Raw genomic sequence first — 17,219 nt, forward strand, 5'->3', positions numbered from 1 at the left:
GCCCGCTCAGCCGGAGTGGCGGCGCAGCCGAGACCGGCAGCCGTCCGGGCGGCCCGCTCGACCGGCGCGCCACCCGCCGAGCGGACGCGCGAACGACAGGAGGCGCGGTGCCAGCTGGCACCGCGCCTCCCGTCGTCCTGCTGGGCGTCAGCCCTTGCTGTTGTACGTCCCGAGCGTCACGTCCGCCGTGCGGGTCTCACCGTTGCGGAGGTAGACGATCGTCGTCTTGGCGCCCCCGGCGAAGTACCGGACCTGCGCGGTGAGGTCGGTCGCGTCCGAGATGGTCGCGTTGCCGAGCTTGGTGACGACGTCGCCCTTCTGGAGGCCGGCGGCGGCAGCAGCGCCACCGGACGAGACGGACTTGATGAGCGCGCCCATCTGCGTGGCGTTGGCGTCCTCGTTGGCGTCGCCGACGGTCGCGCCGAGCAGACCGTGGGTGGCCGAGCCGTTGTCGATGATCTCGTTCGCGACCCGCTTCACCAGGTTCGACGGGATCGAGAAGCCGACGCCGATGCTGCCCGACTGCGAGCTCGACGAGTCGGAGCTCCCCGCGCTGGCGATCGCGACGTTGATGCCGATCAGCTTGGCCTTCGAGTCGAGCAGGGCACCACCGGAGTTGCCGGGGTTGATCGACGCGTCGGTCTGGATGACCGGGAGCGACACGGTCGCGCTCGCGCCGGAGCTCGAGCCGTTGTCACCGTTGCCCCAGAAGTCGAACGGGCCGCTGCCGTTGTTGCCCTGACCCTGGTTGGAGTCGCCGCCGGCGTTCGGGTCGCTCGACGTGACCTGGATGCTGCGGTTCAGGGTCGAGACGATACCGTCGGTGACCGTGTTCGACAGGCCGAGGGGCGCACCGATCGCAACGGCGGTGTCCCCGACGTTGAGCTTCGACGAGTCGGCGAACGCCATCGGCTTGAGGCCGTTCGCGTCGATCTTGATCACCGCGAGGTCGACGGTCGGATCGGTCCCGACGAGCTTGCCCGGGTAGATCTTGCCGTCGGAGGTCGTGACCTGGATGGTGCCCTTCGAGCTGTCGCCGTCGAGGGTCACCACGTGGGTGTTCGTCACGATGTAGCCGTCGTCGGTCAGCACGACGCCGGAACCGGTGCCGGCCTCGTTCGAGGCGGACACGTTGATCGTGACGACCGACTGGGTCGCCTGCGCGGCCACGGCCGTGACGACGGTGGCGGAGTTGTAGTCGTTGACGGTCAGGTTGCCGCCGCCCTGCGACGTCGACGTCCCGGTCGTGGCGGAGCCGCCGTTCGAGGTCGCGGCCACCCAGCCACCACCGGCGGCGCCGCCGATCAGCGCGCCGACGACGAGGCCGCCGACGATCGGGAGGACGAGCCTCGATCGGCCGGAGCGCGACCGGGACTCGGTCGTGCTCGTCGCACCGGCTGCTGCGCTGCCCGCGGCGGCACCGCTCGCCGCGCCACCGCCGAAGTAGTAGCCGTTGGAGCGCTGGTCGGTGCCCTCGCCGTCGGCGTAGGCACTCGAGGTCGGAGCAGGCGCGGACGCGCCGTAGGCCGACTGCCCGTGGGCCGACGTCGGCTGCGCGTACTCGCCGTACCGGGGCGACTGACCCTGCTGGGAGTCCTGGCCGTACTGCGACGTCTGGCCGTACTGGGAGCTCTGCCCGTACTGCGAGTCCTGGCCGTACTGCGACGTCTGGCCGTACTGCGACTCCTGCCCGTACTGCGACGTCTGACCGTACTGGGAGGTGGGCTGCTGCCCCTGCTGGTCGTACTGCCCCTGCTGCCCGTACTGGGACGTGGGCTGCTGGTCGTACTGGGACGTGGGCTGCTGCCCGTACTGGTCGTACTGCCCCTGCTGCCCGTACTGCTGCGAGGAGGCCGACCCGTAGGCGGTGTGGTCCTGGCCGTACCCGCCCTGGCCGTACCCGCTCTGGCCGTACCCGCCCTGCGACGACGTGTCCTGCGACGACGCGTCCTGCGCGGTCGGGTAGGGCGCCGTGTACTGGTCCGTCTCGTTCGCCGCCGACGCCGGTTCGATCACGTCGGTGTGGTCGGCATCGTGCTGCGCGGTGGTGTCGTGTCCGTTCGGCGTCGACGCTCCAGCGTCGCCCGCCTGCTGTGCGACGTCGTCGGCACCGACCTCGGGGGTCGTGTCCTCGTGACGGTCGTCGTCGGCGTGCCCGTGGGGCGTGGTGTCGGTCATGCTGGACGTGCTCCTTTCAAGCTCGTGCAGTCTGTCGCACCCACCTGGGCGGTCATCCTGACTGGGCTGCGAGTGCCCTATGGCGATCTTATGCGCGACCTGTGGACGGTTCCCGGGCACACGATCTCGACGCACGGTGCACGTGATCCTGAACCCACCGGGCACGAGCCCCGGACGCGCCAGGGACTCGATCCGGACGCACTAGGTTGGGCTCCGTTCACCGTCACGCCGTCGGAGGGAATCCCATGCGACAGTCCGGACCCTGGTTGCGCGCGGCGGAGGGGGCCATGCTCCTCGGCCCCGACGGGACGCCGGCGCCGACCGTCTTCGCGGAGATGAGCGCCCTCGCGGCGAGCACCGGGGCGATCAACCTCGGTCAGGGGTTCCCGGATGAGGACGGCCCCGCCGAGGTGCTCGAGGCCGCAGCCCGCGCGATCCGGGACGGGTTCAACCAGTACCCGCCGGGCCGCGGCACTCCGGACCTCCGGCTGGCCGTCGCCGAGCACCAGCAGCGCTGGTACGGGCTCGACGTCGACCCCGACCGCGAGGTGCTGGTGACGGCGGGCGCGACCGAGGCGCTCGCGGCGACGCTCCTCGCGCTCGTGGAGCCGGGCGACGAGGTGATCACCTTCGAGCCCTTCTACGACGCCTACGGTGCGCTCATCGGGCTCGCCGGCGGCACCCACGTCACCGTGCCGCTCACCGCGCCGGACTTCCTCCCCGACGAGGCCACCCTCCGCGCCGCGTTCTCCGACCGCACGCGCGCCGTCCTCGTGAACACCCCGCACAACCCGACCGGTCGGGTGCTGCCGACCGAGGTCCTCCGGGTCGTGGTGGAGCTCGCCACCCGGCACGATGCGGTGATCATCACCGACGAGGTGTACGAGCACCTCACGTTCGACGTCCCACACGTGCCGATCGCCACGCTCCCGGGAGCCGCCGAACGGACCGTGACGATCTCGAGTGCTGGGAAGACCTTCAGCACCACCGGGTGGAAGATCGGGTGGCTCACGGCTCCCCCGGCCCTCGTCGACGCCGTCACCTCGGTGAAGCAGTTCCTCACGTTCACGGGCGGTGCCCCGTTCCAGCCGGCCGTCGCCGTGGGACTCCGCCTCCCCGACGCGGTGTTCACCGGGATCGCCGCCGACCTCGCCGCGAAGCACGCCGTCCTCGCGTCGGGTCTCGCCGCAGCCGGCTTCGACGTGCTGCAACCGGACGGCGGCTACTTCGTGATCGCGGACGCCGCACCGCTCGGCCACGACGACGCCCGGGCGTTCTGCCTCGAGCTCCCCGCCCTGGCCGGCGTCGTCGGGGTCCCGGTCTCGGCGTTCGTCCGCCCCGACCACGCCCACGGCTACCGCTCGCTGGTCCGCTTCGCGTTCTGCAAGCGCCGGTCGGTGCTCGACGACGCGGCGGCCCGACTCGCGCGACTCGACCGGTCCGTCACCGCACGCTGACCCGCGGCCGTCCAGGAGGCTGCGCCCGCGTCCCGCGGGCCCGGTCCCGTCGCCCGGTGGTGGCGTCCACCGCCCCGGTCACCGCTCCGGTCACCGCTCCGTGACGTCGTACCGACGGAGGGCCAGGGACGGGTTGACCCGCCGGACCTCGTCTGTCACCGCGGTGTCGACCGTCGCGACGAGCAGGCCGGGCGACGCACCGAGCGCGGCCGTCGCGACCCCGGCGGGATCGAGCACCACGGAACCGCCGATCCCCACGGGCGGCGCCTGGCCGACGCCGACCACCCAGATCGTGTTCTCGATCGCCCGCGCCGTGAGCAGCGTGCGCCAGTGGTGTTCCTTGCCAGGCCCCCTGACCCACTCGGCCGGCAGCACGACGACGTCCGCGGACGCCGCGGCGAGCCGTCGGGTGACCTCGGGGAACCGGAGGTCGTAGCAGGTCTCGAGGCCGATGCGCACGCCGCCGAGCTCGAACACCGGCAGCTGCGACGGGGCGCCCGGTTCGATGCGGTCGGACTCGCGCGAGCCGAAGGCGTCGTAGAGGTGCACCTTCCGGTAGACGTGCAGGACCGCGCCGTCCGGTCCGATCGCGACGAGCGCGTTCCGGAAGCGCTCCGGCTGCTCCGACGCCTCGGCGACACCGACGACGAGCGCCACGTGCGTGTCCCGGGCGACCTGCTGCAGGCCGCGGACGAACGGCCCGTCGAGTGCCTGCGCCGCCGCGACGAACCGGTCGTCGATGTCCGCCGTGAAGTACGACGTGTACTCCGGCGTCACGAGCAGGTCGGCACCGCGGGCGGCGGCGTCCTCCGCGGCGGACCGGACGGTCTCCAGGTTCGTCGCCGGGTCGTCGACGGGGGCGAACTGCGCGGCGGCGATCGTCAGACTGGTCACGGGACGAGGCTAACCGCACGGCCCCGGTGCCGGCAGTGCGGAGCGGACCGCAGGGCCCTCAGCGGACGTCGAGCACGTCGAAGGACCGTCGCAGGATCCCGGCGAGGTCCTCGTCCTGCCCTTGCGCCCACGTGGTGACCGCGACGTCGAAGCACGCCAGCGCCGCCTGCACCACGGTGTGCACGCGGAGTTCCGCGTCCCCGTCGGGCGAGCCCGTCGTCCGGTCGACGACGAGCGGCGTCAGCGCCTCGGCCCACGCCTGGTGCTTCTCGAGGTTCCGGGCACGTAGCGACGGCGTGCTCGTCATCACGCGGACGGACCGGCGGCCGGTCTCGGTGTCCTCGCCGGCGTGCTCGACCATCGCCACGAACGTCTCCCGCAGGGACCGCCACACCGGTTCTCCCGGCGGACGCGCCGCGAACGCCGCGACCAGAGCAGCCCGGTGTCGCGTCGGGTCGCCGATGACCGCGTCCTCCTTCGCCGGGAAGTACCGGTGGAAGCTCCGCGGGGAGATCCCGGCCTCGGCTGCGACCTGCTCCACGGTGACCCGGTCGAACCCGTCCGCGTCGAAGCGGGCGATGGCCACTGCCGCGACCCGCGCCCGGACCGCATCCCGGGCGACGTCCCGCAGTCCGGACCGGGTGCCGGTGCTCGTCTCGCTCACCCGGCGATCGTACCGTGCTGGCAGACGCAGCCGAGCGTGACAGATGCCGTCGCATATGGCAGGCTCTGCCAGGTACGGCAGTCACTGCCAGTACGACAACGGAAGGAACCAGCATGCAGCTCCGCACTCTCGGCACGCAGGGACTCGTCGTCGGCGCCGTCGGCTACGGCGCGATGGGCACGACGTTCGCCTACGGCCCCGGTGACGACACCGAGTCGATCGCCGCCATCCGCCAGGCCCACGAGCTCGGCGTCACCCACTTCGACACGGCCGAGCTCTACGGCTGGGGAACGGGCGAACAGCTCCTCGGCGCCGCACTCGCCCCCGTCCGGGACGAGGTCACCATCGCGACGAAGTTCGGCTTCACGCCCGATGCCTACCGGCCGAACTCCCACCCCGACCACATCCGGGAGGTCGTCGACGCCAGTCTCCGGAACCTCGGCACCGACTCGATCGACCTGCTCTACCAGCACGTCCACGACCCGGCGGTCCCCATCGAGGACGTCGTCGGCGTCATGCAGGAGTACGTCCAGGCAGGGAAGGTCCGGTACCTCGGCCTGTCGAACACCGATGCGGCGAACATCCGCCGCGCGCATGCCGTGCACCCGATCTCGGTGCTCCAGACCGAGTACTCGATCTTCTCCCGCGAGTCGGAGGAGCTCTTCGGCACCGTCGACGAGCTCGGCATCGGCCTCGTCGCCTACTCACCGCTCGCCCGCGGCTTCCTCAGCGGCGCCGTCGCACCACGGCAGGAGTACGCCGCCGACGACATCCGGCAGTGGCTCGAGTGGTGGGCGCCGGAACACTGGGACGCCAACACCGCCGTCGTCGCGGGCCTCACCGAGCTGGCCACGGCGAAGGGAATCTCGCTCTCCCAGCTCGCCCTCGCGTGGATCCTCGCGCAGCGGGACGACATCGTGCCGATCCCGGGATCGCGGAACCCGGGACGGGTCGCGGAGAACGTCGCCGCCGCGGACGTGGTCCTGACCGTCGACGACCTCGCCAGGATCGACGCACTCGGGCAGGGGGTGCGCGGCCGGCGCGCCGGCTGATCGGTGACCGAGTGCCGGACGGGAGGCACGGTGCGGGCCCGCACCGAGCCTCCCGTCCGGCGGACGGCCCGACACATGCAAGAAGCCCCGGTCCTGACGGACCGGGGCTTCTTCGTGACGCTTGGTTGCGGGGGCAGGATTTGAACCTACGACCTCTGGGTTATGAGCCCAGCGAGCTACCGAACTGCTCCACCCCGCGGCACGTAGAACAGCCTACACGGCAACGGGCGGGGCGCCAAATCGAGCGCCCCGCCCGTGTCGTCAGCCGTTCGACTCGGCTTCGATGGCGGCCTGGATGGCCTCCTGCAGGCGCTTGTCCGCCTCGGCCGCGGCGACCAGGTCGTTGTCCGCGTAGGCCTGCTGGCGGTCCTGGAGTGCCGCGTTCGCGTCGTCCAGGGCCTGCTGCACCGCCGGGTTCGTCGAAGTCGATCCGCTGCCGCCGGTCGCACCGGTGCCGGTGTCGGACCCGGAGCCGGAGGACCCGCTGTCGGACGAACCGGCGTCCGAGGAACCGGAACCGCCCGTGGCACCCTGGTCGCCGGCCGGCGCGCCGGAGTCACCGCCGAAGAGCTGGTTCAGCGCCTCGTCGAGGGTGTCCTCGAACGCGATCTTGTCGCCGAAGGCCACGAGGACCTTCTGCAGCAGCGGGTAGGAACCGCTCGACGTCGACTGGACGTAGACCGGTTGGACGTAGAGGAACCCACCACCGACCGGGAGCGTCAGCAGGTTGCCCTGCTTGACGGTGCTGTTCCCGCGCTTCAGGATGTTCAGCTCCTGCGACACCGTGGTGTCCGAGTTGAACAGGTTCTGCACCTGGAGCGGACCGGGGATGTTGTCGGTCTTCGGGATCGTCAGCAGGGTGAGCTTGCCGTACCCGGACGCCCGCTTGCCCTTGCCGGCACCGCCCGCGTCGGAGTCCACGGCGAGGTACCCGGTGAGCACGTTCCGGGCGTTCGACCCGGTCTGCTGCGGGATGTACGTCGTGTACAGCGAGTAGGCCGTCCCCTGCCCCGGCACCTTCATCGTCAGGTAGTACGGGTCCTGCAGGTCGTCCCGCGTCGCCGTCGTCTGGGTGCCCAGCGCGTTCGTCGTCGTGGTGGTGCTCGTGTCGCTGTTGGCGTCGCTGTTGTTCGACCCCGTCGTGGGGTCGGACGGCGTCGTCCAGGCGTCGTCACCCGAGTAGAACGAGTTGGCGTTCGTGACGTGGTACGTGCCGAGGATCGACCGCTGCACCTTGAAGAGGTCGGTCGGGTACCGGACGTGGTCGAGGAGCTCGGCGCTCATGCTCGACATCGGCTGCATCGACGTGGGGAAGATCTTCTGCCACGTCTGCAGCATCGGGTCCTTCGTGTCCCAGGCGTACAGCGTGACCTTGCCCGTGTAGGCGTCGACCGTGGCCTTCACCGAGTTGCGGATGTAGTTCACCTGGTCGGTCCGGTACGTCGACGACTCGGTGCCGTTGATGCTGTCGGACAGGCTCTGGCTCTGCGAGTACGGGTACGCGTTCGAGGTCGTGTAGCCGTCCACGATCCACTGCAGGCGGTGGTCGACGATCGCCGGGTAGGCGTCCTTGTCGAGGGTCAGGTACGGCGCGACCTTCTGGACGCGGACGAGCGGGCTCCGGTCGTAGAGGATCTGCGAGTCCTTGTTCACCGCGTTCGACAGCAGGATCTGCTCGGACTGGAACTTCGCCGCGTAGACGAGCCGGTTGAAGAAGTTGCCGATGCTCGGGCCGCCGTTGCCCTGGTACGTGGTGGTCGCGTTGCCGCCGTTGGCGTCGTCGGAGCCGGACGGGTAGTCGAGCTCGACGTTCTTCGACCCCTTCGGGGCACCGACGATCGAGTACGGCGGCGAGGTCTCGCCGAAGTAGACGCGCTGCTGGTAGTCGCCGAGCGCACCCGTGGACGGGATCCCGGACTCGAGGAACACCGGCTTGCCGTCGCTGGCGCGCTGGTTGCCGTACGCCGCGGCGACACCGAACCCGTGCGTGTAGACGAACGTGCGGTTGTACTGCGTGTTCGCGGCGCTGCTGAGACCGTCGAGGTCGATGTCACGGACCGCGATGACGGTGTCCTCGGTCTGGCCCTTGATGTCGTAGCGGTCGACGTCGAGCTCGTTCGGGAACTGGTAGTACTGCCGCGACTGCTGGAGCTGGCTGAACGTGTCGGAGACGATCTTGGGGTCGATCAGGCGGATGTTCGTCGTCGTCTGGGCGTCCTCGGCCAGGGCGCCCGATGCCGTCTCGGTCGTGGCGTCGTAGTTCGACTCCTTGACGCCGGACACGTCGTACGCGTCGCGGGTGGCGTCGATGTTGCGCTGGATGTACGCGGACTCGTACGACCGCTCACTCGGGGCGACCTGGAGCCGCTGCACGATCCACGGGTAGATCCCGCCGACGACGATCGCGGACACGAGCAGCAGCCCGGTGCCCACGACCGAGACCCGCCAGCGGCCGATGACCGCGGTCACGATGAACAGCAGGGCGACGATCCCGGCGATGCCCGCCATGATCTCGCGCCCGGGGATCGTGGCGTTCACCTCGGTGTACTGGGCACCGGTGATGAGCGAGTTGTCCTTGAGGAGCGCCGCGTACTGGTCGAGCCAGAGGCTGACGGCCTGCAGCGCGATGTACACGGCTGCCGTGATCGCGAGCTGCACGCGGGCGGCCCGCGAGATGCGGACCTCGCGCGCACCGAACCGCATGGCGCCGTAGAGGTAGCAGGCGGCGAGCGCGGCGAGGCCGGCGATGAGGACGACCGCGGACGAGTACGCCACCACCGAGCGCCAGAACGGCAGCTCGAAGACGTAGAAGCCGATGTCGAGACCGAACTGCGGGTCCTTCTTGCCGAAGGGCGTGCGGTTGAAGTACTCGAGCACCATGCTCCAGCGCGGTGCGGTCGCGAGTCCGGCGAAGACGCCGAGGACGACCGGGATGCCGATCATCACGACGCGGCGGAGCGGCTCGATGACCTGCTGGTAGCGGTCCAGCTGCGACCCGAGCTTGGCGTACACCGGTCGGAACCGGAACGCGAACAGGATGCTGAGCCAGACCGGCACCGCCATCCCGAGGAACCCGGCGAGGAACATGAGTCCGCCGGCGATCCACCTGGTGGTCAGGACGTTCTGGAAGCCCAACTGGGCGAACCATGCGTAGTCCGTGTACAGGCTCGCGAAGATGAAGAAGGCGATCACCAGTGCGGCCAGCACGATGATCGTGACCACGATGGGGACACGCGGCGAACGCCGTCCCGCGGTGGACGAGTTGGACGAGGTTGTCGTCACGTGATGTGCTCCAGACGTGTCGGACCGGCGGGCCCGGCGCACCGGGCCGTCAGTGCATCGATCCTATGGGACGCGACCGACAGCGAACCTGTACCCGATCTCAGCAACGCGAGCCGGGCCTCCAGTCCGACGCCGCCCGCCGGTGTGTCAGGAACCGCAGGTGGCGAGACGGGCGGTGCTGCGTCCCGCCGCGATCGTGTCCAGGTCGGTGACCGCCTGGTCGAGCGTCTTCACGGCGTAGACGTGGAGCCCGTCCGGGACGTGGCCGACGACCTCGTCGCAGTTGTCCGCCGGGGCGAGGAAGACCGTCGCCCCGGCAGCCTCCGCGCCGTACAGCTTCTGGCGGATGCCGCCGATCGGGCCGACCTGGCCGTCCGCGGTGATGGTGCCCGTCCCGGCGACGTGCTTGCCCCCGTTGAGCTCGCCCGGCGTGATCTCGTCGATGATCCCGAGCGCGAACATCATGCCGGCCGACGGACCGCCGACGTCCTGCAGGGTGATGTCGACGCGGAAGGGGAAGTCGTACCGCTCCACGACGCCGACCCCGAGCAGGGCCGTGCCGCTCTCGTCGCGCGGGGTGACCGACACCTGCTGGGTCGCACCGTCCCGGGTGATCGTCACCGTGGCCGGGGACGACGTCCCGTGCTTCGCGACGAGGTCGCGGAGCGTCGTGGCGTCCGCGTTCGTCGTGAGCGCGGTGCCGTCGAATGCCGTGATCACGTCGCCCTTCCGGATCGTGCCGTCCGCGGCGGAACCCGGCTGTACGGTGCCCACCCGCAGGGTCGTCGGGATCTGGTAGCCCTGGTGGATCAGGGCGGCGGCGACCGCGGACTGCTGCGAGTTCGTCATGTCGGCGGCGTCCTGCTCGTTCACCTGCTTCGTCGTGGTCCCCGGCGGGTAGATCGCCGACGCCGGGACGACCGCCTCGGACTTCGTGAAGAGCGCCCGGATCACGCTGGTCCACGGCGGACGCTGCGTCGCCGTGCCCTGGACGCTGACGGTGAGCATGTCGAGCGCTCCCGAGGTCGGGTACGTCTCGTGCCCGTCGACCTGGATGAGCTCGACGTCCTTCGCGTCCTTGCCGGTGCCCTGCTGCTGCGTGCCGATCGTGTTGAACACCGGACCGGGGAGCTCGATGACGTAGGGGCTCGGCAGCGCGGTCGCGACGATCGCGAGCACCACTGCCCCGATGACGAAGGCCCACCCGACCCTCCGGGAGCGGGAGCGGCGACGACGGGGCGCGGGCGCGAAGAGGGTCAACGGGGTCCTTCCGAGGTGGGTTCGCCGAGCTGTTCCGAGGTGGGTTCGCCGAGCTGTTCCGAGGCGGGTTGGCCGAGCTGTTCGCCCTGGGCGCAGCCCGGAGCTCGATCCCACGGGTCCGTCCCAGGTCCGGCCCCACGAGCAGCGATTAGCGTAGTCGGCATGCCTGATGAACCGCAGCCGGGGCCGGACGACGACTTCCAGGAGATGCTCCGCAAGCTCCTCGCGGGCGAGGGGCAGATCGACCCGTCGCAGCTGGCCGGTGCTGCCGGGCTGCCGAACGACCCCGCCTTCGTCGCGAACCTGATGAGCCAGCTGCAGCGTGCAGCCCAGTCCGGCGGCGAGGGCATCGACTTCTCGGTCACCGCCGAGCGCGCCACCGCCATCGCCGCCGACGGCCAGCACCCCGTCGACCCCGCCACCGCGCAGGCGAGCGACCAGGCGTTCCAGGTCGCCGCACTCTGGCTCGACGAGGTGACGAACGTCGCTGAACTCACCGCGACGCCGAGCCTGTACACGCGGCAGCAGTGGGCGACGGCGACGGCGCCGGTGTGGACGCAGATCGCGGAGCCGGTGGCGGACAGCATCGCGACCGCGCTGACCGAAGCGATCGACCAGCGCGCGCCGGAGGAGCTCAAGGCCATGCTCGGCGACGTCTCCAAGGCGATGCGTGGCGTCGGTGGCGCGCTGTTCGCGATCCAGCTCGGCCAGGTCGTCGGCCAGCTGTCGAAGGAGGTGGTGTCCGGCGGCGACGTCGGCGTGCCGCTGCTCGACGAGCAGGTCGCAGCGCTCCTCCCCCAGAACGTCGCCGAGTTCGCCGAGGGCCTCGACGTCCCCGAGGACGAGGTCCGCATCTACCTGGCGGTCCGGGAGCTCGCGCACGCCCGGCTCTTCCGTTCCGCACGGTGGCTCCGGCTGCACATCATCTCGTCGATCACCGAGTACGCCCGCGGGATCCACATCCCCTTCGACCGCGTCGAGGAACTGGCCGCGGACATCGACCCGACCGACCAGGAGCAGCTGCGGAACGCCCTGGCCTCCGGTGCGCTGATCCCGCCCCGTACGCCCGAGCAGGACGCGGCGCTCGGGCGGCTCGAGACGATGCTCGCACTCGTCGAGGGCTGGGTCGACACCGTCACGGCCGCCGCCACCGCCCGGCTCCCCCGGTCCGGGGCGATCGCCGAGACCGTTCGCCGTCGTCGCGCAGCCGGTGGCCCGGCCGAGTCGGCGTTCGCGACGCTCGTCGGCCTCGAACTCCGCCCCCGCCGGCTCCGCGAGGCCGCTGCGATGTGGCAGCGGGTCACCGACGAGCTCGGTGCCGAGCGGCGCGACGCACTGTGGGAGGCGTTCGACCTGGTCCCCGGGTCGGACGACATCGACTTCCCGGACGCGCTCGTGGCCCGGCTCCGCGACCCAGGGCAGAGCGCCGAGGACGACGAGTTCGACCGCGCGCTCGAGGACCTGCTGAACGACGCCACGGGCGAGCGTCCGCGTGAGGACGAGTCCGGCGGGGTCGAGGACCCTGAGGGGGACGGCCCGTCGGGTTCTCCACAGATCTGACCGGCGCTCCCACCGGCCGGTCGTGCTCCGGCACGGTGGGGCGATGGGCATCCGCATCGATCCGACCATCGAGTTCGTCTGGCGTGACCCGACGACCGTGCAGCTCGGCGTCGACCCACCGCGTGCCGTGGTCGGCGTCCCCACCACCGCCGAGGAGCGCTTCCTCTGCGCGCTCCGTCGTGAGACCGGCCGAGACGCCCTGGCCGGTCTCGCGACGAGTGTCGGCTGCCGTCCGGAGGTCGCCGCGCGGGTGCTCGGCGCGGCGTCGCCGGCGGTGCTCGACATGCTCCCCGAGCCGCTCGCCCGGGTGGAGGTGCACGGCACCGCCGGACTCGCCGCGACCCTCGACGACTACCTCACCGGCGAGGGCGTGACGGTCGTCAGGACGGCGTCACCGCGCGGCGGCCCCGTGACCGTGCCCGATCCGGAGCCGGCCCTGGCCGTGGTCGTCGCCGAGCACGTGGTCGACCCGGCGGTCCGGGCGGCCTGGACCCGGCGCGGCACGCCACACCTGCCCGTCGTCGTCGGTGACGGTCGGGTCCGTGTCGGCCCCATGCTCGTCCCCGGGTCCGGCCCCTGCCTGCAGTGCATCGAGTACGCCCACGTCGACGAGGACCCCGCGTGGCCGGCGATCGCGGCGCAGGTCTGGGGTCGACCGGCAGCGCCGCTCTCGCCGTACCGGTCAGGTGCGGTGGCCGCGGCCGTCGCCCGCCGCGTGCTCGAGTGGCTCCCGGGCACCTCGGTGCAGCCCGACGACGAACAGCTGGTGTTCGACCGCGACGACCTCGCGGTCAGCCGGCGTCCGGTCCGGGCACACCGCCGGTGTGCGTGTCGAGCGCTGCCAGGAACCGGCTGGGTGTCCGCACCCCGCCGCGGCTGGACCCCTGCCGTGACCACGTGACGGTCACGCTGCGGCGTGCGCGGGTCAGACCGACGTAGAACAGGCGCCGTTCCTCGTCCACCTCGTCGTCGGTCGTGGCGTGCGAGATCGGCAGCAGACCCTCGGCAGCACCCGCGATGACGACGTGCGGCCACTCCAGGCCCTTCGACGAGTGCAGCGTGGCCAGGGTCACGGCGTCGAGCTCCGGCTCGTGGTGCGTCGCAGCGCGGTCGACCAGGTCCTGCGTGAACTGCTGCATCGTCGTACCGGCGGGGGCGTCCTCGGCGAGGCCCATGATCGCCTGGAGCGCTTCCCACTGCTCGCGGACGGCACCGGTGCCCTCGGGCGCGGTCGGGGTCCAGCCGCTCACCTGGAGCACGAGTCCGACCCGGCGGGTGAGCTCGTCGTCGGTCTGCCGGATCGCCTCACCGCGCATGTGGTGCACCGCGAGCTTGACCTCCGGCCGGTCGAAGAAGCGCGTGCCGCCCTGCACCCGGTACGGGATCCCGGCGCGGCCGAGCGCGGCCTCGAGCGCGGCGGACTGGGCGCCGACGCGGAACAGCACCGCGCAGTCGCCGTACGCCGCCCCGTCGGTGGCCAGGTCGGCGATCCGCCTGGCGATGGTCTGCGCCTCGTCGCCGTCGTGCACGCACGGCACGACGACCGGTTCCGGACCCGGGTCGGTCGTCTGGGCGACGAGGTCGAGCGCACCGGGTTGCCCGCGCATGAGCGTGTTCGCCGCGTGCACGACCTGGCGCGTCGACCGGTAGTTGCGCTCCAGTCGCAGCACCGAGCCGCGCGGGAACTCCGAGCCGAAACCGAGCAGGTACCGGCTCGACGCCCCGGCGAACGAGTAGATCGTCTGGCTGGCGTCACCGACGACGCAGAGGTCCTGCCGGTCGCCGAGCCAGGCGGCGAGCAGGTCGTGCTGCACCGGCGAGACGTCCTGGTACTCGTCGACGACGAAGAACCGGTACTGCTGGCGGACGTGGCTGGCCACCCGTGGTTCGCTCTCGACCATCCCGAGGGTGGCGAGCAGGACGTCCTCGAAGTCCATCTGCCGTCGGTCGTCCTTCAACCGCTCGTAGGCGCGCATGAGGTCGATCACGCGGGCCGGCGACGTCTCGCGCGGCATCACGCGGTCCGCGGCGGCTGACTCGTACTCGTCGAGGGTGAGCCGCTGCACCTTCCGCCACTCGACCTCGGCGGCGAGGTCCCGCAGGACCGGCTTGTCGACCTGCATGCCGACGGTGTCCGCGGCGTGCGCGATCATCCGCGCCTTCGACTCGACGATCCGCGGAGCGTGCCCACCGACCGTGTCGGGCCAGAAGTAGCTGAGCTGGCTCATCGCCGCGGCGTGGAACGTCCGCGCCTGCACGGTCCCGGCGCCGAGGGCCCGCAGTCGGGAGCGGAGCTCACCGGCGGCCCGCGTCGTGAAGGTCAGGGCGAGGACGTGGTTCGGCGAGTAGGTGCCGGTCGCCACGCCGTACGCGATGCGGTGCGTGATCGCCCGCGTCTTGCCCGTCCCGGCGCCGGCGAGCACCGCGACCGGTCCGAGCAGAGTCGTCGCGACGGTGCGCTGTTCGGCGTCGAGTCCGGCGAGGAGCGCCTCGGGTGCGGACGGCGTGGCCGACACGGGCACCGTGCTCACGGCAGGTCCAGCGGGCCGCCGTACCACTCCTCGATGATGGCGCGCGCGATCGACGTCCGGCCGGGCAGCAGCAGGGTGTCGCCGGCGCGCTCGCGGATCTCCTCGCGGGAGAACCACCGGACGTCGAGGATCTCCACGCCGTCCGGACGCGCCGTCGAGGGGTCGCCGTCGCGCGCCTTCGCCCGGAAGCCGACCATGAGCGACGCGGGGAACGGCCACGGCTGCGAACCGAGGTACTCGGGCTCCTCGACGTGCACGCCGGACTCCTCCCACACCTCGCGGCGGACGGCGTCCTCGAGCGACTCCCCCGGCTCGACGAACCCGGCGAGCAGCGAGTAGCGGTCCTGGTCCCACGCCGCGTTCGAGCCGAGGAGGATGCGGTCGTCGCCGTCCGTCACGCCGACGATGATCGCCGCGTCGGTCCGGGGGAAGTGCTCGTGGCCCTCCGGGTCGCGGCGCACCCAGCCCCCGGTGACGACGTCCGTGGCCGATCCGGTGCGCGGCGAGAAGCCGTGGACCGCGTGCCAGTTCGCCATCGCGACGGCCTCGACCGCGAGGCCCTGGTCGCGCGGGGAGAGTTCGGTGCCGAACATCCGCAGGTTCTCCCACGCGTCCGTGTCGGGTTCGATCCGGGCGGCGGTGGCGTCGTCGACGAGGGCGGCGGCGAAGCGCGTGCCGACGGGGGCGTCCTCAGCGTCACGCACCGAGCGCCCGAGGTAGACGACCGGGGCGTCCGGCGGGACGTCGGCGGCGGTGACGAAGCGCAGCGATCCGGACGGCGAGCGCAGCATCGCGGCACCGTGCACCGGCAGGAAGCGGGTCTCCACGTCGTCACGGAGCACCTGCTCCACGTCGTCGGTGGTCCGGAACTCTGCGTCGCGGTCGAGCTCGTTGCGGGAGAGCGGAAGCCGGGCGGCGAACTCCACGGTCACGTGGGACTCCTCAAGGATCGTCGGTTTCGGGGGCGCTCGCTCCGGCGGTCAGCGTGGCGCGCACCGATCGCGACGCCGGCGGACCTACCCTGAGGGGCATGGCGGGATCCCAGTTCACTCTAGCGGCGTTGGCGACGACGGCCGTGCCCGGACTCGAGGTCACGGGGACGCGCACCCTCGGCTCGGTCGCGGCCGGGGACTACGAGTCGGCCGTCCTGCGTGACGCGGACGGCGCGACCTCGGCGATCCGCCGCCCACGGAATCAGCGTGCGGAGGCGCGGCAGTCGGCCGACCTCCTCGCGATCCGGGCGCTGAGCGCCGGGATCAGGTCGCGCCTCCCGTTCGGCGTCCCCGAGTACCGGGGCCAGGCGCCGATCGGTTCCACGCGGGCCATCGTGACCAGCTACGTCCCCGGGACGCACCCCGCGCTCCGCACCCTGGCCGAGCGCCCCGCGCTCGCGACGAGCGTCGGCGGCGCCATCGCCGCGGTGCACGTGCTGCCGACCAGCTTCGTCACGGACGCGGGCCTGCCCTCGCTCACCCCGTTCGAGATCCTCCGTTCCGCGGTGTCCGTCATGGACCGCGCGGTCGCGACCAAGCTCGTCCCGGCCGCACTGCAGGAACGGTGGGAGGGCGCGGCGCGCGACCAGCAGCTCTGGCAGTTCACGCCCACCGTCGTGCACGGCAGCATGGGCGTGGACGCGATCCTCGTCGAGGGCGACGCGGTGTCGGGTGTCCTCGGGTGGGGCGAGCTGCGGCTCGGCGACCCCGCGAAGGACCTCGCGTGGGTGCTCGCCGGCCGACGTGACGCGTTCGACACCGTCCTCGCCGCGTACGAGGCGGGCGGCGGCGGCCGCGATCGCCAGCTCGCGCAGCGTGCCCGGGTCCACCACGAGCTCGAGACCGCGCAGTGGCTGCTGCACGGCGTCCAGGCGAAGAGCACCGAGGTCGTCGACGACGCGGTGGCGATGATGCACCGTCTCGTCGACGCGGTGCACGCACCGTCGGCGACCCCGCTGCAGTCCGTCTCCCCCGACACGATGGAGATCGGCGAGGTCGAGCAGCTCCTGTCGTCGACCGAGCGCCGGCACGGCTGACCCTCCGCCCGTCGGGCGGTAGGGCGGTAGGGCGGCGGGTGGCCGGCCGGCCGGTGGACTGGTCGCGTTCCGTCGGGTCCGGCTGGTCACGACACACCGCTCACGTCACACGAACGGTCACGTGCTGTCGGCTGCGGCACTCCGCGCCGACTGAACGCGACCACCCGACGAACGCGAGCGGGGATTCGTGACCGCTGGACCGGCGGCCGGCGAGGCGACGAGGCGACGGAGCGACGGACGGGAGGATCGGGGCGGGGCGGCACCGTGCCTCCCGTCCGCCTCTGGTCCGGTCTCGTCAGCCCGGCCCTCCGG

At 71.8% G+C, this 17,219-nt stretch carries 12 protein-coding genes and 1 tRNA gene; 5 read left to right on the top strand and 8 right to left on the bottom strand.

Annotated features, from left to right (window positions below; translation table 11 throughout):
- Window positions 1–147: 147 nt before the first annotated feature.
- Window positions 148–2,178 carry a S1C family serine protease gene (locus FS641_RS13000; RefSeq protein ID WP_144764429.1) on the bottom strand — a complete coding sequence of 677 codons (2,031 nt, stop codon included), beginning with the start codon at window positions 2,176–2,178 and terminating at the stop codon, window positions 148–150.
- Window positions 2,179–2,423: 245 nt separating this feature from the next.
- On the opposite strand from FS641_RS13000, the gene FS641_RS13005 reads away from it, so the two are divergent.
- Window positions 2,424–3,635 carry an aminotransferase class I/II-fold pyridoxal phosphate-dependent enzyme gene (locus FS641_RS13005; protein WP_144764431.1) on the top strand — a complete coding sequence of 404 codons (1,212 nt, stop codon included), beginning with the start codon at window positions 2,424–2,426 and terminating at the stop codon, window positions 3,633–3,635.
- A gap of 90 nt (window positions 3,636–3,725) precedes the next feature.
- Here FS641_RS13005 and FS641_RS13010 read toward each other — a convergent pair whose 3' ends face one another.
- Together FS641_RS13010 and FS641_RS13015 are read right to left on the bottom strand one after the other, a co-directional pair.
- The gene (locus FS641_RS13010) at window positions 3,726–4,529 is read right to left on the bottom strand and encodes a carbon-nitrogen hydrolase family protein (protein WP_144764433.1); all 804 of its coding nucleotides are present in this window, start codon (window positions 4,527–4,529) and stop codon (window positions 3,726–3,728) included.
- A 58-nt stretch (window positions 4,530–4,587) separates the two neighbouring features.
- A complete protein-coding gene (locus tag FS641_RS13015) occupies window positions 4,588–5,193 on the bottom strand; it encodes a TetR family transcriptional regulator (RefSeq protein WP_144764434.1) in 606 nt (201 codons plus the stop codon).
- A gap of 113 nt (window positions 5,194–5,306) precedes the next feature.
- On the opposite strand from FS641_RS13015, the gene FS641_RS13020 reads away from it, so the two are divergent.
- Window positions 5,307–6,245: an aldo/keto reductase gene (locus FS641_RS13020; protein ID WP_144764436.1), complete on the top strand. Its 939-nt coding sequence runs from the start codon at window positions 5,307–5,309 to the stop codon at window positions 6,243–6,245.
- Between the two features lie 122 nt (window positions 6,246–6,367).
- Here the strand turns inward: FS641_RS13020 and FS641_RS13025 are convergent.
- From FS641_RS13025 to FS641_RS13035, 3 genes are all read right to left on the bottom strand, one after another.
- A tRNA-Met gene (locus FS641_RS13025) sits at window positions 6,368–6,444 on the bottom strand.
- Between the two features lie 62 nt (window positions 6,445–6,506).
- Complete coding sequence (locus FS641_RS13030; RefSeq protein WP_395879533.1) at window positions 6,507–9,527, bottom strand: UPF0182 family protein; 3,021 nt, start codon at window positions 9,525–9,527, stop codon at window positions 6,507–6,509.
- Between the two features lie 147 nt (window positions 9,528–9,674).
- A complete protein-coding gene (locus FS641_RS13035) occupies window positions 9,675–10,787 on the bottom strand; it encodes a PDZ domain-containing protein (RefSeq protein ID WP_144764438.1) in 1,113 nt (370 codons plus the stop codon).
- A 162-nt stretch (window positions 10,788–10,949) separates the two neighbouring features.
- On the opposite strand from FS641_RS13035, the gene FS641_RS13040 reads away from it, so the two are divergent.
- Window positions 10,950–12,347 (top strand): zinc-dependent metalloprotease, encoded by a 1,398-nt coding sequence (locus tag FS641_RS13040; RefSeq protein WP_144764440.1) that lies wholly within the window; start codon window positions 10,950–10,952, stop codon window positions 12,345–12,347.
- 43 nt (window positions 12,348–12,390) lie between these two features.
- Complete coding sequence (locus tag FS641_RS13045) at window positions 12,391–13,248, top strand: TOMM precursor leader peptide-binding protein (RefSeq protein ID WP_144764441.1); 858 nt, start codon at window positions 12,391–12,393, stop codon at window positions 13,246–13,248.
- On the opposite strand, the gene FS641_RS13050 is transcribed toward FS641_RS13045, so the two are convergent.
- Window positions 13,139–14,878 carry an ATP-dependent helicase gene (locus tag FS641_RS13050; protein WP_144764443.1) on the bottom strand — a complete coding sequence of 580 codons (1,740 nt, stop codon included), beginning with the start codon at window positions 14,876–14,878 and terminating at the stop codon, window positions 13,139–13,141. The two genes, FS641_RS13045 and FS641_RS13050, sit on opposite strands and share 110 nt — an antisense overlap.
- Window positions 14,875–15,810 (bottom strand): NAD(+) diphosphatase, encoded by a 936-nt coding sequence (gene nudC, locus FS641_RS13055; protein ID WP_144764445.1) that lies wholly within the window; start codon window positions 15,808–15,810, stop codon window positions 14,875–14,877. The genes FS641_RS13050 and nudC overlap by 4 nt, the downstream gene beginning before the upstream one ends.
- 98 nt (window positions 15,811–15,908) lie before the next feature.
- Between nudC and FS641_RS13060 the strand changes: the two genes are divergently transcribed.
- On the top strand, window positions 15,909–16,907 hold the full coding sequence (locus FS641_RS13060) for a phosphotransferase (protein ID WP_144764447.1): 999 nt from the start codon (window positions 15,909–15,911) through the stop codon (window positions 16,905–16,907).
- Window positions 16,908–17,219 lie beyond the last annotated feature (312 nt).

The organism is Curtobacterium sp. 9128, from assembly GCF_007673775.1.
Taxonomy (GTDB): Bacteria; Actinomycetota; Actinomycetes; order Actinomycetales; family Microbacteriaceae; genus Curtobacterium.

What these genes read in the sequence shown, in the direction of transcription:
- FS641_RS13060 (WP_144764447.1), top strand. Translation starts at nt 15,909, where the DNA reads ATGGCGGGATCCCAGTTCACTCTAGCGGCGTTGGCGACGACGGCCGTG.
- FS641_RS13020 (WP_144764436.1), top strand. Translation starts at nt 5,307, where the DNA reads ATGCAGCTCCGCACTCTCGGCACGCAGGGACTCGTCGTCGGCGCCGTC.
- FS641_RS13005 (WP_144764431.1), top strand. Translation starts at nt 2,424, where the DNA reads ATGCGACAGTCCGGACCCTGGTTGCGCGCGGCGGAGGGGGCCATGCTC.
- FS641_RS13040 (WP_144764440.1), top strand. Translation starts at nt 10,950, where the DNA reads ATGCCTGATGAACCGCAGCCGGGGCCGGACGACGACTTCCAGGAGATG.
- FS641_RS13000 (WP_144764429.1), bottom strand. Translation starts at nt 2,178, where the DNA reads ATGACCGACACCACGCCCCACGGGCACGCCGACGACGACCGTCACGAG.
- FS641_RS13045 (WP_144764441.1), top strand. Translation starts at nt 12,391, where the DNA reads ATGGGCATCCGCATCGATCCGACCATCGAGTTCGTCTGGCGTGACCCG.